General features: G+C 36.5%; 22 protein-coding genes. 13 read left to right on the top strand and 9 right to left on the bottom strand.

Features of this window, described 5'->3' with window-relative positions; genetic code table 11:
- The first annotated feature begins 437 nt into the window (after window positions 1-437).
- The gene (locus tag ABVM49_RS13620; protein ID WP_405202397.1) at window positions 438-800 is read left to right on the top strand and encodes a dihydroorotase; all 363 of its coding nucleotides are present in this window, start codon (window positions 438-440) and stop codon (window positions 798-800) included.
- Window positions 801-958: 158 nt separating this feature from the next.
- Here ABVM49_RS13620 and ABVM49_RS13615 read toward each other — a convergent pair whose 3' ends face one another.
- The 3 genes from ABVM49_RS13615 to ABVM49_RS13605 form a co-directional block, all read right to left on the bottom strand.
- A complete protein-coding gene (locus tag ABVM49_RS13615; RefSeq protein WP_405202396.1) occupies window positions 959-2,587 on the bottom strand; it encodes a serine hydrolase domain-containing protein in 1,629 nt (542 codons plus the stop codon).
- 90 nt (window positions 2,588-2,677) lie between these two features.
- Window positions 2,678-3,676, bottom strand: a complete 999-nt coding sequence (locus ABVM49_RS13610) for a helix-turn-helix domain-containing protein (protein WP_405202395.1) — start codon at window positions 3,674-3,676, stop codon at window positions 2,678-2,680.
- 606 nt (window positions 3,677-4,282) lie between these two features.
- A complete protein-coding gene (locus tag ABVM49_RS13605; RefSeq protein WP_035329128.1) occupies window positions 4,283-4,693 on the bottom strand; it encodes a DUF4293 domain-containing protein in 411 nt (136 codons plus the stop codon).
- A 201-nt stretch (window positions 4,694-4,894) separates the two neighbouring features.
- On the opposite strand from ABVM49_RS13605, the gene rho reads away from it, so the two are divergent.
- The 5 genes from rho to ABVM49_RS13580 all read left to right on the top strand — a co-directional run bounded on the left by rho (window position 4,895) and on the right by ABVM49_RS13580 (window position 10,169).
- Window positions 4,895-6,625, top strand: a complete 1,731-nt coding sequence (gene rho / locus ABVM49_RS13600) for a transcription termination factor Rho (protein ID WP_405202394.1) — start codon at window positions 4,895-4,897, stop codon at window positions 6,623-6,625.
- A 396-nt stretch (window positions 6,626-7,021) separates the two neighbouring features.
- On the top strand, window positions 7,022-7,297 hold the full coding sequence (locus ABVM49_RS13595) for a DUF2061 domain-containing protein (protein ID WP_035328436.1): 276 nt from the start codon (window positions 7,022-7,024) through the stop codon (window positions 7,295-7,297).
- 2 nt (window positions 7,298-7,299) lie between these two features.
- On the top strand, window positions 7,300-7,920 hold the full coding sequence (locus tag ABVM49_RS13590) for a phosphoadenosine phosphosulfate reductase family protein (protein WP_038600638.1): 621 nt from the start codon (window positions 7,300-7,302) through the stop codon (window positions 7,918-7,920).
- A gap of 7 nt (window positions 7,921-7,927) precedes the next feature.
- Window positions 7,928-8,860, top strand: coding sequence for a sulfate adenylyltransferase subunit CysD (cysD, locus tag ABVM49_RS13585; protein WP_380035844.1), 933 nt, complete (start codon window positions 7,928-7,930; stop codon window positions 8,858-8,860).
- Between the two features lie 64 nt (window positions 8,861-8,924).
- Window positions 8,925-10,169 (top strand): sulfate adenylyltransferase subunit 1, encoded by a 1,245-nt coding sequence (locus ABVM49_RS13580; protein WP_405202393.1) that lies wholly within the window; start codon window positions 8,925-8,927, stop codon window positions 10,167-10,169.
- A 165-nt stretch (window positions 10,170-10,334) separates the two neighbouring features.
- On the opposite strand, the gene ABVM49_RS13575 is transcribed toward ABVM49_RS13580, so the two are convergent.
- The gene (locus ABVM49_RS13575) at window positions 10,335-12,206 is read right to left on the bottom strand and encodes a SulP family inorganic anion transporter (RefSeq protein WP_375253301.1); all 1,872 of its coding nucleotides are present in this window, start codon (window positions 12,204-12,206) and stop codon (window positions 10,335-10,337) included.
- A gap of 255 nt (window positions 12,207-12,461) precedes the next feature.
- On the opposite strand from ABVM49_RS13575, the gene ABVM49_RS13570 reads away from it, so the two are divergent.
- The 3 genes from ABVM49_RS13570 to ABVM49_RS13560 all read left to right on the top strand — a co-directional run bounded on the left by ABVM49_RS13570 (window position 12,462) and on the right by ABVM49_RS13560 (window position 15,182).
- Window positions 12,462-13,133 carry a DUF2306 domain-containing protein gene (locus tag ABVM49_RS13570; protein ID WP_405202392.1) on the top strand — a complete coding sequence of 224 codons (672 nt, stop codon included), beginning with the start codon at window positions 12,462-12,464 and terminating at the stop codon, window positions 13,131-13,133.
- 78 nt (window positions 13,134-13,211) lie between these two features.
- Window positions 13,212-13,841 (top strand): hypothetical protein, encoded by a 630-nt coding sequence (locus ABVM49_RS13565; RefSeq protein ID WP_405202391.1) that lies wholly within the window; start codon window positions 13,212-13,214, stop codon window positions 13,839-13,841.
- Window positions 13,842-13,847: 6 nt separating this feature from the next.
- The gene (locus tag ABVM49_RS13560; RefSeq protein WP_405202390.1) at window positions 13,848-15,182 is read left to right on the top strand and encodes a histidine kinase; all 1,335 of its coding nucleotides are present in this window, start codon (window positions 13,848-13,850) and stop codon (window positions 15,180-15,182) included.
- Between the two features lie 103 nt (window positions 15,183-15,285).
- Here ABVM49_RS13560 and ABVM49_RS13555 read toward each other — a convergent pair whose 3' ends face one another.
- The 3 genes from ABVM49_RS13555 to ABVM49_RS13545 all read right to left on the bottom strand — a co-directional run bounded on the left by ABVM49_RS13555 (window position 15,286) and on the right by ABVM49_RS13545 (window position 17,078).
- On the bottom strand, window positions 15,286-16,131 hold the full coding sequence (locus ABVM49_RS13555; protein ID WP_375252935.1) for a TerC family protein: 846 nt from the start codon (window positions 16,129-16,131) through the stop codon (window positions 15,286-15,288).
- 3 nt (window positions 16,132-16,134) lie between these two features.
- A complete protein-coding gene (locus ABVM49_RS13550) occupies window positions 16,135-16,515 on the bottom strand; it encodes a hypothetical protein (protein ID WP_038600655.1) in 381 nt (126 codons plus the stop codon).
- Window positions 16,516-16,628: 113 nt separating this feature from the next.
- A complete protein-coding gene (locus tag ABVM49_RS13545; RefSeq protein ID WP_405202389.1) occupies window positions 16,629-17,078 on the bottom strand; it encodes a helix-turn-helix domain-containing protein in 450 nt (149 codons plus the stop codon).
- A gap of 281 nt (window positions 17,079-17,359) precedes the next feature.
- Between ABVM49_RS13545 and ABVM49_RS13540 the strand changes: the two genes are divergently transcribed.
- From ABVM49_RS13540 to ABVM49_RS13530, 3 genes are all read left to right on the top strand, one after another.
- Window positions 17,360-18,406: a M14 family zinc carboxypeptidase gene (locus ABVM49_RS13540; protein ID WP_405202388.1), complete on the top strand. Its 1,047-nt coding sequence runs from the start codon at window positions 17,360-17,362 to the stop codon at window positions 18,404-18,406.
- Window positions 18,407-18,540: 134 nt separating this feature from the next.
- The gene (locus tag ABVM49_RS13535; protein WP_013751723.1) at window positions 18,541-19,023 is read left to right on the top strand and encodes an Lrp/AsnC family transcriptional regulator; all 483 of its coding nucleotides are present in this window, start codon (window positions 18,541-18,543) and stop codon (window positions 19,021-19,023) included.
- An 82-nt stretch (window positions 19,024-19,105) separates the two neighbouring features.
- Window positions 19,106-19,627, top strand: coding sequence for a DinB family protein (locus ABVM49_RS13530; protein WP_405202387.1), 522 nt, complete (start codon window positions 19,106-19,108; stop codon window positions 19,625-19,627).
- On the opposite strand, the gene aroB is transcribed toward ABVM49_RS13530, so the two are convergent.
- Window positions 19,622-20,710 carry a 3-dehydroquinate synthase gene (gene aroB / locus ABVM49_RS13525; protein ID WP_405202386.1) on the bottom strand — a complete coding sequence of 363 codons (1,089 nt, stop codon included), beginning with the start codon at window positions 20,708-20,710 and terminating at the stop codon, window positions 19,622-19,624. The two genes, ABVM49_RS13530 and aroB, sit on opposite strands and share 6 nt — an antisense overlap.
- Window positions 20,711-20,799: 89 nt before the next feature.
- On the opposite strand from aroB, the gene ABVM49_RS13520 reads away from it, so the two are divergent.
- Window positions 20,800-21,969 carry a proline dehydrogenase family protein gene (locus tag ABVM49_RS13520; protein ID WP_405202385.1) on the top strand — a complete coding sequence of 390 codons (1,170 nt, stop codon included), beginning with the start codon at window positions 20,800-20,802 and terminating at the stop codon, window positions 21,967-21,969.
- Here ABVM49_RS13520 and ABVM49_RS13515 read toward each other — a convergent pair whose 3' ends face one another.
- A complete protein-coding gene (locus ABVM49_RS13515; RefSeq protein WP_405202384.1) occupies window positions 21,970-22,554 on the bottom strand; it encodes a hypothetical protein in 585 nt (194 codons plus the stop codon).
- Between the last annotated feature and the right edge of the window lie 6 nt (window positions 22,555-22,560).

The raw sequence follows: 22,560 nt of genomic DNA, 5'->3' as shown, positions 1-22,560 counted from the left end.
TAATGCCTTAATTTTTTGACGAATCTTTATTAATTTGTTTTTTAATTATCGGCTTAAATATACATTTATTTATGAGGTTAAGGCCTTAGCTTCGCATTACTTACTTTTTTTTGTGAAGTATTACGCTTTCGCGAAAGCGTAAAAAGAAGAACGTGAAAAATCACCGATATCACAGCATCAAATGACCTTTTAAAACAAGCTATTACCATCATAAAATGAGGAAATCTTTATGATGAAAATTACAAATCACAATGAGTCCCAAAGCTACCGTTAAGCCTCGTCTAAGCAAAGGTGATTTTTAACTCAGTTTTTTGTTGTTTAACTTTTTATTAAATTATTTTCAATTATTATACCCTTATTTTTAACTATCAATTTTATTGTATTGATATTTTGAAGATTCTTCAAAATTAGGTAGTGTCAATATTAAATTTAATATTATGAAAAATTACATTTTAAGTTCAGTTTTAGCGTTATTTATTTCAGTCTCTTTGTATGCTCAAGAGCCTCAATTAAATTTTAATGAAGGAGATGTTTTTCAAATTGGTACGGTAGATTATAATAATTACAAGCATATCAATTTTCCGAAGGCAAACTTTATTATAAAAAAAGGAGGAATTGCAAATTACGAGAAAGTTAAAGGTCAAAGAGTGGTAATAACCTCGATTAAAGAGAAAAGTAATGGAAAGAAAGTCGCAACAATAAAACTTGCTGATTCAGGAAGGTTTTTTAACAGTCATAAATATATAACTGTAGATGTTGATGCGGCATTAAAAGATCAAGAGTTGTTACCTGTTAAATAAAAAAAACACTTTTAAAGGCTTTCTAAAATAGAAAGCCTTTTTTAATAGAAGATCGAGAAGACTCTATATAGATTGTTGTAGATCAATAGTTTTAAGATTCTACTCCAGGCGCACTTAGAGTAGACTTATTTTTACTTATTAAAAGAAGGGAAATGGCGTTAATCTTTATCTATTATTGCTGGTAAAATATATTCACTTATCATCTTATCAACATTAGTATGGGCACTGGGACTATTATATGCCGAAGAAGTTATAACGATGACAAATGGGATGTTTTTGAAAATAAAAATCTTATTTCCACCTCTTCCGCTACAATAAGATACTTCATATTCTTTGTCGTTATATTTATAGACTTTATTCCAAAATAAATAGCCATAGTGACCATTTTCTGTTGGTCGTTTTACTTGCTTAGCTAAGCTCTTTTTAACCCATTGTTTACTTAAAATTTGCTTGCCATTCCATTTCCCATTATTCTTATATAATTGTCCGTATTTAGCAAAATCAATAGCTCTTAACTGTATCCCGCCTGCGGTATTACCAACTTTTTGAGGTGTGTATTGCCACTTATAATCGGTTATACCAAGAGGGTTAAATAGTTTTTTATCTGCGTAAGACACTAAACCGTTAGGGACAGATTGATGTATGACATCTCCTAGTACCACTACACCTGCTGTAAAATAAATGTAGTCTTCTCCTATAGTTCTGCCTTTTTGCATAGGTAAATCAAGTGTAAATTTTACCCAATTTTTTGTAGGGTACATATTTTCTTCATTTCCCGGGTTACTATAGTCTGCATCATCACCAAGAAGCCCAGAACTCATTGTTAAAAGAGATTTTAAGGTTATAGAATCTTTTTTAGGACTATAATTATCAAAAGACTTTAGGTCGTAGAAATCTTTTAATAAGATGTTTTCGTTTTTTATGAAACCCTCTTGAATTGCAATTCCCATCATTGTAGAAGCAATAGTTTTACCCACAGATCTTGGGTCGTGCAAGCTATTTCTGTTTTCACCATTAAAGTATTCTTCTATTAAAAGCTTATTATCTTTTATAACCACTACGCCATTAATATCTTCAAAACGTCCTTGTGCAATTTTTTTGTTTAGAGCTTCTATTTTAGTACTGTTGTAAGTATCATTTGATAATTCCCAACCACTATCAGGTTGTATTTTTTGAATAGGGACTAAGCTCTTATCTATAAAGGCTTGAGTGTTAATAGTGCCTTTTGCAAGAATCTCGCCTATCCTTATAGTATCTTCTTTTATATATGGTCTTACTTCGATACTTAAAGAATGATTGCCTTCTAGAAGAACATCTTGACCTCCTCCTAGTTTCATAAATTTTAACCACATAAACCAACCCCAAAAGTCAATTTGTGTGGGATAAACTAATGGTACTAAATGTTTGAGTTGCGCAGTTTTTGAGTCAATTGTTCCTGCTCCCTTGTTTAGGTTTTCTACATAAATTACTTCACCATCAACTAAAAATGAGAACTGAAAATTTCCCTTATTTAATAATTGATCTTGTGATAAGTGTGGTGCTAACGATTTAATACTTTCAATAAGGGGTTTTTCTAAGGTAAAGTCAATGCTGAGAAATTTATCTTTATTGAGAGTAAAACTATTTGAATAATTATTGGATGTAGGCTTATTTTCTCTAAAGTCAACTTTTGAAAAATGCAAATTCTCTATTTCATTTGTTTGAGAATTTTTTGCGGTTGATTGCGTCCTGCCTTTGCAAGATATTATTAAACAAGCAAGGAGCACTAAGTAATAGTTTGAGTTCATAAATGTCATTTGATTTTTGATTGAAATATTCATCAAATCTAGTACTTAAGTAAAGTATCAAAAGCCCCATTTTATAGAATGGCACTAATTTTAATCCTTCTTAGGGGTACTTTTTATTGACTTTTTATAATATATAGGAGTTACGCCCGTAATATTTTTAAAAACTCTATTAAAAGTCGTTTTTGAATTGAAACCGCATTCATAAGACATTCCTAATAGCGTTATGTGATTGTATTTATCACTGTGTAATTTATCAATAATGGCCTTTACACGATATTCATTTACAAAGTCAGAAAAGTTTTTACCTAAGCCATCGTTTATTATTTTGGACAATAAATTGGGATGTATATTGAGATTATCTGCCAGAGACTTTAATGTTAATTCTGAATTAAGGTAAAAAAGATTAGTTTCCATCTGTTCTTTTAGCCAAGATGCTTTGGTTAAGATTTCTTCAGAGGGACTTTTTGTGGTTTCTTGAGATGAGTTAGTCTTGTAAATATCATTTTGTTTGTTAGCCTCAAGTAAAATTATTTCAGGTCTTAAAAATGCTTCTGCACTAATCCAAATTGTTATAATAGAGAGTAGCATATATATAGGGTAATAGTCACTTATATCTAATTGAAAATCATAGATTAAATAGTCTATAAACGTATAGGGCACTAATAAAAACCAAAGTATTGCAAATAAAATAAGTAATTTGTACAACCACCTTAAACTATATGCATCATTATTACTATAGTTTTTCTTGAGCCAAGAATGATAGGTTTTTATTAATCTAAGTGCATATATACAATAGGTTATAATAGAGATAATTGCAAGAAGTTGAGTAATAGGCATTAGTATAAGATAAGTTTCTGTTTCTATACCAATAACATTATTTGAAAGTGCATCTTGACTAATAATAATATGTACACATAGTTCTATAATTACAGGCAAAAAATGATTACTATCTCTCTTAGAAAGGTGGTAACTATAGTCAGTTGTCTTTTTTACATATAAATATAATAATGGACCAAGAGCTAATGAATAGTTCAACGGTATTAAGTAAAAATGTGGTAGATAATTTGTTATTTGAAAATCTATACTCAATACCCATATATTCCAAAAAACGATAATGAACGTTACTAGGCCCAGTAATACATTAGCTTTTTGATTTATCCGCCTAGTGAAAATAAGTAGTAGCCCAAATGTAAAACCTATAAATACAGATGCTATTATAATAAGGTTAAAAAAATTTAAATTGAATTCACACATTAATAAATGACGTTCTTTTTACAATATGAAGCTTATCAAAAGCCAGTCTTTGATAACGTGGTTAGTAAAACGCTCTTGGTTTTAATTTGTAAAGCTCGTTGCACAACTGGCCACTTTATAACCAAGCGAAACTCCCGGTAACTACCGAGATTGCTAGATAGCCTGTATTGTTTTGTTTTTTAATTGATGGCTTAAATATACACTTATTTAAGACGCTATCATTTTAGCTTCGGGTGACTCAATTTTTCTGGAGGTGATCCCGCTTTCGCGAAAGCGTACATAGAACTATAACCGCCGCAATTCAATTTCCCCCATCTTAATGGCAACTAGTATAATAGCAATTACAGCCTCCAGTCCATCGCCAAAAAATAAGCCATAAAAAAAGCCTCCCAAGATTAAAAGGAGGCTTCTACGCACTAATAAAACTAAGATTTTATAAGTCTATCGTAATCTATCTACAGATTTTACAAGATCTTCATCGCGCTTGATTGCCTTGTTTGCCAAGACTAGTAAAACGATAGAAACAAGCGGAATGATCATCCCAATACCCTTCTCAAGAACCGCCGTCCCTCCAGATAAGATTTGTGATCGATATACCAATACACCTAATAAAACAAAGTTCAATAAGATATTAAGACGTCCTAAGACGAATTGGTTTTGTCTTTTGCTCCATAAAAATATGGAAATAAATGAGAGTACAGCACTTACACTAAAAAGAGTAATGTAAAGTACCTCATCTGCAGCCCATACAGCTTCACCAGTAGCATCTGCATAAAGGCTAAAGGCATACGGCAAGCCTAAAGAGGCAAGCGCTGCAAGTAATAAATAAACGGTTTGAATACGTTGTATCAAATCTTTTACATTTTTTATATACCAGCAAAAATAAGTTTCATTTTGTGATATTGCTAAGAAAACTTTAAAAATAAAATTGTATCATTGTTGTATAATATCATAACAAGCTCTCCGCTTGTTATTTAATTACTTCAATATTCGTATCAAATTCTTCTTTTGGTACATAATAATCACTCGATTTTTAATTTACTACATTATTAGATGTTTGACATTTCAGAATTAAAAGCAAAGAAGCTTCCCGAACTTCAAGAAATTGCAAAAGGGATAAACGTTCCTAAGTTTAGATCCTTAAAAAAACTAGATCTAGTTTATAAAATACTAGACCTGCAAGCTGCAGACCCAAAAAAGGTAGAGGCTGTAGTGCCAAAAGGTAAGGAAGAAGCTGCTCCAGCACCTAAGCCTAAGCAAGAGCGTAAGCCACGTACACCTAGAGCACCTAAGGCTACTACAGAGGCAAAAGCTACCACTCCAGAAGACAAAAAAGAAGCCCCAGCACAAAAAGAGGCTCCAGCAAAGAAGGAAGCCGTAAAGCGTGAGCCAGCAAAAGCTAAGGTAAAAGATAAAGATACAGAAGAGACAAAGACACCTCAAAAACGCGATACTCATAAAGACAAGCGTTCTAATAATAATAACGATAAGCGCTCTAGCAATGATAACCGCCAGAGCAACGACAAGCGCTCATCTCGCGATAATAATCGTAACAATAATAACAACCGCAATAACAACCGTAATAACCGTAACCAGAAAGATGGTAATACACACGGTAACAACGGTAATAAGGATAATCGCAACCGCTACCGCGAGCCAGATTATGAGTTTGAAGGTATTATAGAGAGTGAGGGAGTACTAGATATTATGCAAGATGGTTACGGCTTTTTACGTAGCTCAGATTATAATTACCTAGCATCACCAGATGATATTTATGTATCACAATCACAAATACGTCTCTTTGGTCTTAAAACCGGAGACACTGTACTAGGTGTGATACGCCCGCCAAAAGAGGGAGAAAAGTACTTCCCACTTATTAAAGTAAGCCGTATCAACGGTCTTAACCCTAACATAGTGAGAGATCGTGTCTCTTTTGAGCACCTCACACCGTTATTCCCTACAGAGAAATTTAACCTAGCAGAGCGTCAAGCCAGCATCTCAACACGAGTGATGGATATGTTTGCGCCTATAGGTAAAGGGCAGCGTGGTATGATAGTATCACAGCCTAAAACGGGTAAAACAATGTTACTTAAAGACGTTGCAAATGCCATTGCTGCAAACCATCCAGAGGTATACCAGATTGTACTCCTTATAGATGAGCGACCAGAAGAGGTAACAGATATGCAACGCAATGTAAAAGGAGAGGTTGTAGCCTCTACCTTTGATAAAGAAGCACACGAGCACGTAAAAGTGGCAAACATTGTACTCGAGAAGGCAAAACGCCTCGTAGAGTGTGGTCACGATGTAGTAATACTACTAGATTCTATCACACGTCTCGCAAGAGCATATAACACCGTACAGCCAGCTTCTGGTAAGATACTTTCAGGAGGGGTAGACGCAAATGCACTACATAAACCTAAGCGTTTCTTTGGAGCAGCACGTAATATAGAAGGTGGAGGGTCACTCTCTATCATAGCGACAGCACTTACAGAGACCGGTTCAAAAATGGACGAGGTAATCTTTGAAGAGTTTAAAGGTACCGGTAATATGGAGCTACAGCTGGATCGCAATATTGCAAACCGCCGTATCTTCCCAGCTATAGATCTTACCTCTTCATCTACACGTCGTGATGACTTACTACACAGTAAAGATACCTCACAACGTCTATGGGTATTACGTAAGTATCTAGCAGATATGAATCCAGTAGAGGCAATGCAGTTTATGAGTGATCGTATACGTAGCACAAAAAATAATGAAGAATTCTTGATTTCTATGAATCAGTAAGACTACTTCATAACCCTTATAAAAAACCTCTTGAGCTATCTTAAGAGGTTTTTTTTGTTTAACGTATTCTTTTAAGGAGCACTAGGGTAGTAGCATCTCATTAAAAGTAGTATCCCGCTTTACATTGTAATTCCTCATTGCGCTGCGCTACATTGCGGGATTTTCATTACAATCGGGGCTAGCGAGTAGGGATATGGCATTTTTTCTAAATGACGAAGTGAGTTTATATATAAGGTGGTGTAAGTAATCTGTTGTTTGTCAATATGTTGAACTATCTGTGAGCTATGGGTAAATGTAAAAGCAATGCTAAAATTGTTGCTCAGCGCAAAAATTTACTTACTTTTGCCCATTAGTCTAGTAATCCCATAGATTAATAGATGTATATTAGACAAAATAATGATTTTAGATCAAATCTTTTTACAAAGAGACAAAGAGAAAAGTAAATCATACCAAAAAGATAAAACTTCAGAAAAGCCTATGCGTAGTATCGTAAAGGCACTAAGCTGGAGACTCGTTGGTACATTAGATACTCTTTTTGTTTCATACCTATTAACAGGGGAGTGGTTACTAGCCACTTCTATTGCCTCTATTGATTTTTTAACAAAACTTATTCTTTACTTTGCGCACGAGCGCATCTGGAATAAAATTAACTGGGGAAAAACCGCATCATAACTATGTACACAGCAAGTGATATAGACGCCCTCAACGCGCGCTTTGCAACTGCAACGCCGCAAGAGGTAATAAGCTACGCCATAGCACAGGCTAGCAAAGCTATTATAACAACAAATTTTAGACCCTACGAGGGAGCATTGCTACACGCAGTGACACAAGTAGCACCACAACTGCCTGTTGTATGGTGTGACTCGGGTTATAACACAAAAGCAACTTACACACACGCGCAAGAGCTTATAGAGACCCTAGACTTACAAATAGACCTCTATGTGCCTAAACAAACGAGGGCTCACAGAGATATCCTTATGGGTATCCCATCTATAGATGACCCACAGCACGCAGTGTTTACAGAGCAAGTAAAGATTGAACCATTTACTAGAGCAATGGCGACACAAAAGCCAGATGTGTGGTTTACGAACTTACGCAAGGGGCAAACTGCTCTGCGCGACTCACTAGATATTTTTAGTGTAAGTAAAGCAGGCGTACTTAAAGTGAGTCCGTTTTATAATTATAGTGATAGTGATCTAGATGTCTACCTTAAGGAGCATAACCTTCCTAACGAGACAGATTATTATGATCCTACAAAAGTGCTAGCACATCGTGAGTGCGGCATACACCTTTAAAAAAATTATGGATACTACAACACAACCTATTACAGATACTAAGGCTACGCTTGCACTCAATCCATTAGAGAGTGAGGCGGTTTACATTTTTAGAGAAGTCGTAGCTCAGTTTGACCGTCCGGTGTTATTATTTTCTGGAGGGAAAGACAGTATAACGCTTGTACGACTAGCACAAAAAGCCTTTTTTCCGGCTAAGATTCCTTTTCCATTATTACATATAGACACTGGGCACAACTTTCCAGAGACAATTGCCTTTAGAGATAAGCTTGTAAAAGAGCTAGGTCTTGAGCTTATAGTACGTAACGTACAAGATGCCATAGATGAAGGTAGAGTGACAGAAGAGACGGGTAAATATGCCAGTCGTAATATGTTGCAAACCACCACACTTCTAGATGCGCTAGAGGAGTTTAAATTTGATGCGGCTATAGGTGGTGCACGTCGTGATGAGGAAAAAGCAAGAGCTAAAGAACGTATCTTTTCTGTGCGTGATGATTTTGGACAGTGGGATGAAAAAAACCAGCGTCCAGAGTTATTTAACTTCTTAAACGGAAATATTGATCACGGTCAGAATGTACGCGTGTTTCCTATAAGTAACTGGACAGAACTAGATGTGTGGAGCTATATTGCTTCAGAAAAAATAGAAATTCCTAGCATCTATTTTGCACACCAGCGCAAGACCTTCTTAAGAGATGGTATGCTTTGGTCCGCACAAGATGATGTAGTTTTTAGAGCAGAAGATGAAGAGGTTGTAGAGCGCACAGTGCGTTTTAGAACGGTAGGTGATATGTCTTGTACAGCAGCAGTACTCTCTACAGCAGACACTATTGAGAAAGTAGTAGGAGAGATACGTACCTCTACCATTTCAGAACGAGGTGCTCGTATAGATGACAAGCGCTCTGAGGCCGCAATGGAAAAACGTAAACAACAGGGATACTTCTAGGAGGTAAGGCTGTTTAACTTTTCGCGAAAGCGTAAAAGAAATTCAAAGATTAAGACACAATACAATGGACGTATTAAAGATAGCAACCGCTGGAAGCGTAGATGATGGTAAGAGTACTCTAATAGGGAGGTTACTATACGATACAAAATCGCTCACTACAGATAAGCTGGAGGCGATAGAAAAGAAGAGTAAGGCAAATGGATTTGATTATCTAGACTTCTCACTTGCAACAGATGGTCTGGTAGCAGAGCGCGAGCAAGGGATTACTATAGATGTAGCACATATCTATTTTAGCACGGCAAAGAAGAGTTATATTATTGCAGATACGCCTGGGCACGTGGAGTATACTCGTAATATGGTGACTGGAGCATCTACATCACAAGCATCTATTATTCTTGTAGATGCACGTAAAGGAGTGGTAGAGCAAACGTACCGTCACTTTTTTATAAATGATTTACTACGTGTAGAAGATATTGTAGTTGCGGTAAACAAGATGGATCTTGTAGATTATAATGAGGAGGCTTTTAACAAGATTGTTTCAGATTTTGGAGCGCTTACGCAAAAGCAACAGTTTAAAGCGCAACGTATCACTTTTGTGCCTATAAGTGCTTTAAAAGGTGATAATGTGGTAAATGCCTCTACTGAGATGCCTTGGTATGACGGTGAGACTTTACTAGAACATTTAGAACAATTAAATCCTTCTCAAGTAGAAGAGGTGGGAGCAAGGTTTCCAGTGCAAACTGTTATACGCCCTAAGCAGGATCAATATCACGATTTTAGAGGATATGCAGGTAAAGTTTCTGGAGGAGCGCTAGCAGTAGGTGATGCTGTGACGGTTCTTCCTTCTGGTAGAAATTCTGTAATAAAAGATATTTTATTTTATAATGCATCTTTTACTAAAGTTGATGCTGGTAACTCGTGTACCATCACGCTAGAGGATGATGTAAATGTAAGTCGTGGTGATATCTTAGTTAAAAGTGCGCAAGCACCTAGTCTTACTAAGGAGCTACAGGCTACCGTATGCTGGATGGATAATAATGCACTTGTACCTGGTACAAAATACTTAGTACAGCAGGGTACGGCTCAAATTTTAGGAAAAGTAAAAAGTATAAATAGCATTGTGCATACAGACTTTTCTGGTGTAGATGCTACAGATAGACTTGTGCTTAACGATATAGGTAAGGTAACTATACAGCTTAGTAAGCAGGTGCTTAATGATCAGTTTTTAGATAATAAGCAAACAGGTTCATTTATACTTATTGATACGCAGTCACACGCAACAGCGGGTGTAGGTTTTATAAGTTCTTAATATGTCATAGTTGTTGGATACTATTCGATATTAAAAAAGGCGCTTTATAGCGCCTTTTTTTGTCTTTCAACTCAATTGTTGATGTGAGTATTTTAGCTCGTTATAGATCGTCTCTATTGTTTTTAGAGAGGTGTGCCCCATAGACAAGTTTCATTTTTGATGTTGCTAGGCTTCAGTATCAAGTACTCCAGAAAGTACGTGATAACGAGGGTCATCTACACTTTCTTCAATTACTTTGTCAAATTTAGGAGAGGCTTTGCGCATTAAGTCTTTACACTCTGTACTGAGGTGCTTGAGTGTGATTGTTTTGCCTACAGCTTCATACTTCTCAAGGAGTACAAAAATAGCTTCTAGGGCAGAGTGGTCTGCTACTTTTGCCTCTATGAAGTCAATTTCTATATGGTCTGGATCACCGTTTATGTCAAACTTAGAATTAAAACTCTGAATACTTCCAAAGAATAATGGGCCCCAGATCTCATATACCTTTGTGCCATCTGCTTTAAATTTCTTTCTAGCTCTAATTTTTTTAGCGCTACTCCAAGCAAATGATAAGGCTGCTATAATTACACCTACAAATACAGCTATAGCAAGATCAAAAAATACAGTCACTGCAGATACTATAATAAGAACAAACGCATCTGATACTGGTATTTTCTTTATGATTCTAAAACTAGACCAAGCAAATGTCTCAATAACCATCATAAACATTACACCCACGAGTGCAGCAATAGGCACTTGCTCTATAAAACGGTCTGCAAATAAGATAAAGGTAAGTAGCGTGACTGCCATCATTACACCAGAGAGTCTACCACGACCTCCAGCGTTAATGTTTATTACTGTTTGACCTATCATACCACAACCACCGGTTCCTCCAAAAACACCACTCACGATGTTACCAGCTCCTTGTGCGACGCATTCTCTGTTTCCATTACCTCTAGAGTCTGTCATCTCATCTACCAGATTCATAGTCATCAAGGTTTCTATAAGTCCTACAGAAGCTGCAAGAAATGCATAAGGTGCGATAAATTTAAGTGTATCAAGGTTAAATGGTAGACTGCTCCATAGGTCAAATACATTGAGCTTGCTTGAAATTTCTGCCATACCATTTAAACCGGCACCACCACCATCTCTTATAAACTCACCTACGTTTACAGCATCTAAGCCTCCAAAAATCGATATTAAGGATACAATAACAATAGCGGTAAGCGCGGCAGGAATTTTTGGAGTTAGTTTTGGTAATCCCCATACAATGAGCATTGTAAGCAGTACAAGGCCTATCATTGTAAAGAGGGACTTGCCTTTCATCCAGGTTTTTACAACTCCTTTGTCTTTTACAGAGTAAAAGCCATCTTGTGACGCATTAAAAACTACCTTTTGTGTATTTGTATCATAAACTTGTCCGTCTGAGAGTACAAATACTTCCTTGTTTGTGGCTTTGTTTATGACTGAGTTTCCTTCTATTGTAAATAGTACGGTATTAGAAACTTTGTCTTTTACTTCATTATCAGATACGGTATAAACGAGCTCTTTTGAAGCTGTTTTACGCATATTGTCACCAGCATAATCTTTCTTATTTTCTTTAAACATCCCTAGTTGTGCAAGAAATATAACGATGGCTAGACCGTTTACAAACCCCATCATTACTGGGTGTGGTATCAAGCGCACAAACTTCCCTAGCTTGAATAAGCCAGCAAATACCTGAATAACTCCCATTAATACCACAGCGGCGAGTAAATAGAAGTACCCCATATTTTCAACAGGCTGATCAAATAGTAATCCCTTTGCGTGGCCTTCTTGAATCATCTGTACAAAAATCACAGCAACAGCTCCTGCAGCACCAGAGATTAATCCTGGTCTACCGCCAAAAAGCGCAGAGATAATACCAATTACAAATGCCCCAAATAAAGCAACAATAGGGCTTATTTGTGCTACAAAGGCAAAGGCAACTACCTCAGGTATCATTGCTAGAGAAACGGTGATACCAGATAGAATATCGTTTTTAGGATTTGCAGTAAAGTTGTTAAAAATGCGTTTCATAGGTCGTTTTTAAGAAGCCGCAAAGATAGGGTATTCTTAAAGGATAGACAGTGCTCGTTTTAGGATAATTATGACGCCTATTTTCGCGAAAGCGTAAATTTAAATGTATAAGAAATCTGAGCTATACTGTCAGAACTACAACTCGGTAGCTTATTTGTTCAATTGGGTCGTATGGTTTTTGTAATCCTTAAGATACGGTTCATATTTGTAGTGTCAATCAATAGCCGATATCCTCAACATCAAAATATATCAATTATGGACTATGCTACTTTCTTTAAGATATTTATCACGCTACACGCAGTAGGTGGGTTTATTTCTCTCATCTCTGGTACTATTTCTGTCATAGCTCGTAAGGGTAATGTGTGGCACAAAAAGTCTGGAATGATTTTTTATTATGGGATGCTTACAGCGGGTATTTCGGGTATTGTGGCTTCGCTACTTCCAGATCACAACAATCCTTTTCTGTTTGTGGTAGGACTCTTTAGTGTATACCTCGTGCTTTCTGGCTATAGAGCGCTTAGGTTTAAGAGGGTACGTAAAATGGCAGATCTACGCTGGGACAAAGTTATCTCTTGGTCTATGGCTATTATAGGTGTGGGTATGCTAGCTTATGGAGGTTACTTACTTTATTATGGACTTACAATAGGCTGGGTACTCCTTGTTTTTGGTACTATAGGTTTGCTTAATGCCATAAACGATCTAAGAGCAATGCGCGATTTAAAGCTTTTGCGCAAGAAATACTTACGACTACATATCGCAAAAATTTCTGGGGCATACATTGCTGCTTTTACTGCCTTTTTTGTCACAAATAGCGTGTTACCATCATTGTTGAGTTGGCTATTACCTTCGGTTTTTGGGATAATTTTTATCTCTTACTGGATGCGTAAGACGAGACTTGGCAAGAAAATTACAACTGAGACTGTATAAATGACAATTGGGTAGATTACGCTTTCGCGAAAGCGTACTTAAAACCATCTTTACATCATCAATCAAAACAACACTATTATGAAACACTTACTTCTTATTATCGCATTATGCAGCAGTACCTTCCTTATAGCTCAAACTAAATATGAGCAGGGTATGCGCAAAGCAATGGAACTCTGGGATCAAGATAAACTTGATGAGGCTTCAAATCTTTTTGAACGTATCGCAACGGTAGAAAAGGATAACTGGTTGCCCTCGTACCACGTGGCACAAATAGCTATTGTGAAGAACTGGCGAGATTTTGAAAACCAAAATGAAACAACGCTCAAAGTAAATGGAGATAAGGCGCAGGAGTATATTAATGCAATGTGTACGATAGAAAAGGATAACCCATATGCAGATTATCTACAAGCGCAACTATATACTGTGTGGGTAGCTTATGACGGTATGAAGTACGGAATGAAATATGCCGGTACCATAGGCGAACTGTACCAGAAAATGGTTAAGAAAGATCCAGATAATCCCATTTTTATAGCAGATAAGGCGCAATGGGATATGGGGAGTGCAAAGTACTTTGGCAGCTCAATTGAGCCATATTGCGCAGAGTTAAAGCGCGCCATTGAGCTTTTTGCTACCTTTAAACCTGAGACAGAGTTCCATCCCAAAGGAAATGTAAAAAGAGCTTTAGAAAGTGCAGAAGCTTGTAATTAAGAAGAAATGAAGTATTATCTAACAGAGTTTGCAAAGGCAAATATTGTAGGCTTAACCATATTTATCGTTCATAGTATCATACTGTACGTGCTGGGTAACCCTTGGTATGGAGATGGAGTAATAACCTTTTTTATCCAAAACCAAATCTTTTCTGTAGCGCTGTATGCAGTAAATAAGATGGTTATAGTAAATTTTAGAAAACGTTTTACCGCTACTCTGTGGAATTTTAAGGTGCTTACTTATGCGCTTATTGCGCATATTGCTGTGACTTTAGTTACGGTGTTTGTACTGCGATTACTACTTATTACGAAGTATTACAACATTCCTTTAGATCAATATTGGGCTAGTGAAGGTCTGGAAGATTATATATTTCCTTTTATAATAACAGCTGTCGCAACAACCTCGTTTTATGCGGTGAGTCGCTGGAAGAGAAAGCAAGAGAGTAAAGTAAAGGAATCTAAAATTATTGCAGGAGCCGCCTCTGCAAAGTTTGATGCACTTAAAAATCAGCTGGATCCTCATTTTTTATTCAACAGTTTAAATGTGCTAGCAAGTCTTATAGAGGAAAACCCTAGACAGGCAACCAAGTTCACCACTTCGCTTTCAAAAGTATACAGATATGTACTAGAGCAAAAAAATAAAGAACTAGTACCACTAGAAGAGGAGCTTGCCTTTGCTCGTACGTATATGAATCTTATTAAAATGCGTTTTGAAGACAGTATTGTGGTAGATATACCTGAGCAATCTTCTCACTCAGAGTATAAGGTGGTGCCGCTCTCGTTACAATTACTACTAGAAAATGCTGTAAAGCATAACCAAGTCACTCCTTCAAATAAGCTTCACATAAGAATCTATGAAGAGGGAAATACGCTATATGTGACTAATAACATCCAGAAAAAACAAGTAGTAAAGAAGAGTAGCGGTGTAGGTTTACAAAACATACGCCAGCGCTACGGCCTGCTTACGAGTAGTGATGTTGTTATAAAAGATGATGGTGCAAACTTTCAAGTAGGTGTGCCGTTACTTACACAAGCTGGACAAGCTAGTTTTGAACCTAAACAAACAGAGTATCTAGAAGATAAACGTTATCAACGTGCAAAAAAGAAGGTAGAAGATCTCAAAGGATTTTACATACACTTCACCATTTATGCGATTATGGTGCCTGTCTTTATTTATTTTAATGTGATGTCTACCAGTTTCCCTTGGGCACTTTTTCCTATACTAGGATGGGGCTGGGGTGTTGTAGGTCACGCCTCTGAGGTGTATGGATGGAGCCCTATATTTAATAAAACCTGGGAAAAACGTAAGATAGAGAGACTTATGGATGATGATGATTTCTAAGTTGTAAAACTAAGCTCCATAGAATAGATCGATAATTTATTACATAAAAAAGTGTCTTTAAGCCGTAGCCTAAAGACACTTTTTACATTCTGAAAAAAAGATGTTAGTCCTTTTTGAGGTGCTCTACATTTTTCTTCATTTGTATTTGTGCTCCAGAGTCTTTTGTTTTCATTGCTCTGTATTTGAAGTTTATAAACTCTACCAGTAATGAGAAGGCAATAGTAAAGTATAAATAACCCTTAGGGATGGCTCCTACGCTTGATCCAAAGATTTCTAGGTGTGATAGGTGCGCGCCTTCTGCAATAAGCATAAAGCCTATTAAAATTAAGAATGACAGCCCTAAAATCTGTAAAGATGGGTGCTTTGCAATAAAGTTTCCTACAGGGTTTGCAAAGAGCATCATTATCCCCACAGAGATAACAACTGCTATCACCATAATGATTAATGCATCTGTTGGATTGTCAGAGAGCCCGTTAGTCATCCCGACAGCCGTAAGTATAGAGTCAAAAGAGAATACAAGGTTGATTACTGCAATTTGTACAATGGCATTACCTAGCGTAGTAGAGCTCTTTTTTGAAATCTCTTCTTCTTCTAGTCCTGTCTCATCCACCTTCTCGTGTATCTCGTGTACAGACTTCCAGATAAGGAAGATACCCCCTGCAATAAGTATAACTGCTTGCCAGCTTATGCCTCCCGTTATCCAGCTCGCGTTTATATGCCAGAAAGGAGCACTTAAAGCCACAAGCCACGATATCCCAAAAAGTAATGCGATACGCATACCCATTGCAAGTGCAAGACCAATATTAGTCGCTTTTTTACGATCCTTTTGCGGAAGCTTTTCTGCGGCGATAGATATAAAGATGATGTTATCTATACCTAATATAATTTCAAGAAAGGTAAGCGTAAGCAGTGCAATCCAAGCATCTGCAGAGGTAAGAATGTCAAACATTAGTTAGTCGTTTTTTTTTGCGGTTCCGCGTTGTTTGTTGGTTTCTCCTACGAGGGAGTACTCAAAGGTATAAAAATCTCCGTCAGTAGCTATGATTTTCATATGGAGTGCTTTTTCCTCACTCATACTTTTTGGGTTCAACTTCTTAACGATGTACTCACAATCATTAATCCATCGCACAGAAGAGGAGTCTGCTTTACCATTAAAAAAATCTACTTCAAGAGTATCGTTACGTGTAAATGTTGTGGCTACAAGTTCGCCATCTAGAAGTGTCTCAAAAGTGAAGGTGCCCGTCTTAAAATTTGCACAATCTCGCTCTGGACTTTTACAGCTTAAAGCGAAAAAAAAACAAGCAACAACCGAGTAAAAAAAGATACGTTTCATAGACTACAAAAATAATATACAAAGAGTTGGAACTCGTAATTTGAAACCTCTTTTTTAGAAGGTTTTTAATTGCCGAAAATGAGCTAGATTATTTAATTTGATAATGAGGCAAACTACATTTCATAACTTTCAAAAGTTCCATCTTCTAAGAAAATAATCACTCTCTTGATTGCCGATTTTGAAGAAGAAAAATTGCCTATATTTTCTATGCTTTTTTGAGCTGTTTTTGGGGACTCCTCTTTGGTAGTTTTTTGGAACGAATTAGGGAAGTTTTTTTGTGAGTTTTCTTGTGGCTCAATTATCGTTTTTTGTGGAGTAGGAGGTGGTGGTTTTGGAGTTGTTTTCTTCCCGTAAAGTAACCACTCTAATTCTATATTTGGAAAGGTGTCTACTACCTTCATAACAAAGTCTAAGCTGGGCTTGTTTCTACCCGCCATAAGATGGGAGATTGTTGCACGACCTACAGATAGTTTTTCTGCAAATGATGTGGCACTAAGCTCGTGTGACTCCATAATTTTTTGAAGTCGCTTTGCAAATTTTGTATTGTCTAGTAGTGTTTCCATTTGTATACAACAAAGATACGTTACAATTGTAAACTATAGCTATCTATACTTGTTAAACATAAAAATCACGTGTAAATAGATTAAACTTTAAGTTTATATTTAAATATATAAATGTCTGATTTATAACATTTAATTTGTATTAGGATTGTAATTCGTTCATTTGAACGGTATTTTACAATATTAACGTTCCATTTGTGTAAAGATTCCTTGTTTACAATTGTAACACAACACTTGTAAGAGCTAATTTCAAAAAAAGTATCTTTGTTATTCAAAGTAAGATTATGATATTATCTAAGGTTTTAGAAGAGTTTACTAATTGTCGTGAGGAAGCTATTTCTGGTCGCTACATTTCACCAGAATTTATTACAAATTTTGTTGAGAATTTACCACAAGAATTTACTGTTTCTATAGAAGGTAATTCTATAGAAAAACGTCCTATTTATTCGGTGAAATTTGGGTCTGGAAAAACTAAAATTTTAATGTGGTCACAGATGCACGGTAACGAATCTACGACCACAAAATCTTTACTTGATTTTTGTAATTTTTTACAAAAAAATGAGCATCAAAATGATGTTAAAAATGTGCTTGATAATTGTACGTTTTATATGGTACCTATGCTTAATCCTGATGGGTCAAAAATGTGGACTAGAAATAACGCAAACGACATTGATCTCAATCGAGATTCTCAAGATTTGAGTCAGCCGGAATCAAAATTATTACGTCAAATTTTTAATGATTTTAAGCCAGATTTTTGTTTCAACTTACACGGGCAACGCACCATTTATGGTTTTGAGAATACAGGTAAACCATCTATACTTTCTTTCCTTGCGCCTTCGGCAAATGAGGAGAGAAATTTTACATTTTCGCGTAAGCAATCTGCAAGTGTAATCACACATATTTTTAAAAATTTGCAAGACGATCTTGCTGGTAATATTGGGCTATATAATGATGCTTTTAATAACAATTGTGTAGGTGATGCTTTTCAAGAGGCTGGAGTAGCGACTATACTTTTTGAAGCAGGTCATTACCCAAATGACTATGCTCGCGAAAAAACAAGAGCATACATTTTTGCATCATTATGGTATGCTGTTGAGGCTTGTCAAAAAGATATATCTTACCCTGTTGAGGATTATAAAATGATACCTGAGCATAGTAAGTGTTATTGTGATTTGCATAGTAAAGGAGTAGTTATTGAGAAATTGCAGTATAAAGAAACGGTAGAAGATGGGGTTATTTTATTTAGCCCAGAACCTCTTGAAGAGGTGCTAGGTACAGGTGTTTTTTGTCATCAAGAAGTAGATAATGCATCTAGCTTCAAACTTGTGTAGTATAGTCTCGATTTAAGGTAAAAAATAAGGGGTAAAAAGTTTACGATAACGTTTTAGTAAATAAGAGGTAGTTGTTGCAGAATAATCAGTAATATTCTATTATTTTTGCATTATATTCAAAAAACGCAGATACAATGGCAAAGTTCAAATTAGACGAAGTAGACCACCAGATACTCGATATGCTTATCGAGAATACAAGAACTCCTTTTACAGATATAGCAAAAAAATTACTCATCTCTGCAGGTACTGTACACGTACGTGTTAAGAAGATGGAAGAAGCAGGAATTATCACAGGTTCCTCACTTACACTAGATTACGGAAAACTAGGTTATTCTTTTATAGCATATGTAGGTGTTTACATTAATAAAACATCGCAAACTACTTTTGTGCTTGAGCGCATTGCTCAAATCCCGTTTGTAACTGTCGCTCACGTAACTACAGGTAAGTTTAATATCTTCTGTAAAATAAGAGCAAGGGATACGAATCACGCAAAGAATGTTATTTTCTTACTAGATGATATAGATGGTGTATATCGCACAGAAACGATGATCTCGCTAGAAGAGAGCATTAATGACAAGAAAAGATTAATGCACTCTATCTTTCAAGATCTAGTATAATTAGAACCGCAGAATATTTTAAAACCCTTTCTCATAAACGAGAAAGGGTTTTTTATTACTTTTAACTTAAATTTTTTAGACTATGACAACGCGAGGAGAAGTTCAAGAGCCAGAGTATAACACCTATTATAACCAGTATATCTCACAGGTGCCAGAGGACACAGATTTGCTTGAGGCTTTACAATCTGGACTGGATTTTACCGTGTCATTTTACAATGGTTTATCAGAAGAGCAGTTACTATTGCGTTATGCGCCTGGTAAATGGACTCCTAAAGAGGTATTGTTACACCTTATAGATACTGAGCGCATATTCTCATATCGTGCATTACGCTTTTCTAGAATGGATGCTACCCCTTTACAAGGTTTTGAGCAAGATGATTTTGTGGCTTCAAGCAATGCAAATGAGCGTACTATATCATCTCTACTTGAGGAGTATGCTAGTGTGCGTCTAGCAAGCTTAAGTCTCTTTACATCTATGACAAAAGAGACTGTGCGTGTAATAGGAGAAGCAAGTCAAAGCCCGTTAAGCCCTCGCGCAGCAGGTTTTATAATCGCGGGTCACGAGCGTCATCACGTAGCAATAATTAAAGAAAGGTATTTATAAAGTAGCTTGCTGCGTGCTTTCTAGATAATGGTCAAAGGCCTTATATATAAGTTCGTTTGGAGCTTGTTTATCTATAACGGCACTTGCTATACTTTCTAGAAGTACAAAATTTACATTGCCATTTGTATTTTTCTTATCGTGCTTGAGGTATTCTATAATGGGCTCTATGTCCGCTTTCGCGAAAGCGACCTCCTCATACATATCATTAAGCGTAGTTGTAATATCATCTAGCGCATCCTTACTAAGACCCGTAAGTTCCACCGAAAGATAGCTTTCTAAAATCATCCCAACCGCTATTGCCTCTCCGTGTAACAGCGTCTTTCTAGTGTCTGAAGCTAGGCAGTATGACTCAATAGCGTGACCCAGTGTATGGCCGTAATTAAGTGTCTTTCTAATACTTTGTTCTCTAGGATCTTGAAGTACAATTTCATTTTTTATGATAATGCTCTCATAGATGAGTTGGCTCAAATCATCTGTGGTCATTTCGCTCAAGTTTTTAAGCTTGTTCCAGTAAGATTGATCTGCAATGAGTCCGTGTTTATACATTTCTGCAAGTCCAGAACGAAGTTCTTCTGGTGGTAATGTAGCCAGAAAAGCACCGTCTATAAGTACCATTTGTGGGTTGTTTATAACACCTATGAGATTCTTAAGTGTGCCTAAATCAACACCTGTTTTACCACCTACGCTGGCATCTACCATAGAGAGAAGAGAGGTCGGGACATTTATAAAGTCCATACCACGTTTAAAAGTACTTGCTACAAAGCCGCCTAGATCTGTAACAACTCCTCCACCTACGTTAATCACAAGTCCTTTTCTATCTGCATCTAGTGCTGCAAGGGCGTCCCAAACTCCACTACAGGTTTCTATCGTTTTATTAATCTCACCGTGCGGTATCTCTATGACTTCTATAGGAATTTCGGTAGCTAGATTGCCTAAAAATGGAGCAAGACAATCTTCGTGGGTATGATCATCTACTATTACAAATATCTTACTGTAAGAGCTTTGGAGTAATAGTACATTAAGGGCATCATATCCAGATTGATTAAAAACGATATCGTATGAAGCAGCTTGAATGGTAGTCATTATAATGTGATTTTAACAGTTGCAAATTACTCACTTTTGGTTTAAAAAAGTGGAATCTAGATGTATATTTGTCCAACTAATTTAAGCATATGCAAACCTCTCTTTTTGATAATACAGAAAATGCCTTCAAGCTCAAATCTGATAGTGAGTTAGAACGCGCGTACTTTCTTTTTAAAATGATTTCTAAAGAACCACTTGTACGTATAGGTACGGCAGCAACTCGTTTTGCACTTAATGCAAACCTGCCAGTAGAAGGTCTTATACGATCTACTGTTTTTGATCACTTTTGTGGAGGTGTTAATGAAGAAGACTGTATGACATCTGTAGATAAACTGTATAGTGCAAATGTGTGTTCTGTTCTAGATTATTCTGTAGAGGGTAAAGAAGAGGAAGCCTCCTTTGATGAGTGTATGAATAAAGTGATAGGTCTTGTAGAGTTTGCAGATGAGAAAGATGCAATGCCTATCGTGGTTTTTAAACCTACTGGAGTAGGTCGTTTTGCAATATGGCAAAAACTTACAGAAGGAACTGCACTTACTTCAGAAGAACAGGTAGAGTGGGAACGCATAAAAGAGCGTATGCACGCTATATGTAAGATAGCAAAAGAGCGTGATGTAGAAGTGCTCATAGATGGGGAAGAATCGTGGATGCAAGGTGCCGCAGATGATATGGTGGCAGAGCTTATGGCAACTTACAATAAAGAAAAGCCTATCGTCTATAATACTTTACAGTGCTATCGTCACGACCGTTTAGAATACTTAAAAAAGCTACATCTTGAAGCGCGTGCTAGAGGTTTTAAAATAGGTATGAAGATTGTGAGAGGTGCTTATATGGAGAAGGAAAATAAACGCGCTAAAGAAAAAGGATATCCAACGCCTATATGTAAAGATAAGCGCGCCACAGACGAAAACTTTAACGCGACGATGCGTTATATTTTTGAAAATATAAATGACATCTCTCTATTTTTAGGAACACACAATGAAGATAGCTCTTTACTTGCAGTGAAGCTTATGGGGGAGATGGGAATCGCAAAAGATGATAACCGAGTGTGGTTTGGTCAATTATATGGTATGAGTGATCATATAAGTTTTAACTTATCTCTTGAGGGGTATAATGTGGCAAAATACCTTCCTTTTGGCCCTGTAAAAGATGTAATGCCCTACCTCATACGTCGCGCCGAAGAAAACACCTCTGTAGCGGGGCAAACTAATCGTGAGCTAGAGCTTATTAAAGCAGAGCGTAAGAGAAGAAGATTATAGTTATTCTACTATTTCCGTAGTATTATTGTTTTCTCGATTGGTATAGAGATCTATTGCATTGAGATAGTTAAGGCCGCCTTGAAGTGTTTGATCTATCATAAAGCCATCTAGCTCCTTGTGGTTGCTAGCAATCCACAGGGTAAGACCTTCCTTTTGCTCGGTCCATAATTTCCAGTTGGTATCGATAAAATCAACGTTATCTATCCTACTTATTTTACCATTAGTAAAACGTACTAAATGTTTTGTAACAAGAGGATTGTTTTTTAAAAACTCAAATCGTTTTGAGCTTGATGATAGAGTTACGAGAAGGCCATTTTCTTGTTGCTCGATATTAATAATCTTTACCTGAGGCATAAATACAGAATCCCATTTAAAATGAGTTTCAAAACTTTCTGGAGTAAAATTCATTACATAATCACCTTCTGTGATTGTGAGGCTGTCTGAGAATTGATTCTTAATTAATTCATAATCGCCGCTATTAAAACCGCTGTAGTAATTTTTTACAGTCGCAATACGTGAAGCTTCTTTTGAGGAACAAGCACTTATGACTAGTAGTAGAAGTATAGTGTATGTTGCTGTTCTCATAGTGGT

The sequence above is a fragment of the Dokdonia sp. LLG6352-1 genome, from assembly GCF_045055815.1.
Taxonomy (GTDB): domain Bacteria; phylum Bacteroidota; class Bacteroidia; order Flavobacteriales; family Flavobacteriaceae; genus Dokdonia; species Dokdonia donghaensis.
The sequence above is the reverse complement of the archived record's forward strand: the minus strand, read 5'-3'. Positions and strand labels throughout refer to the sequence as shown.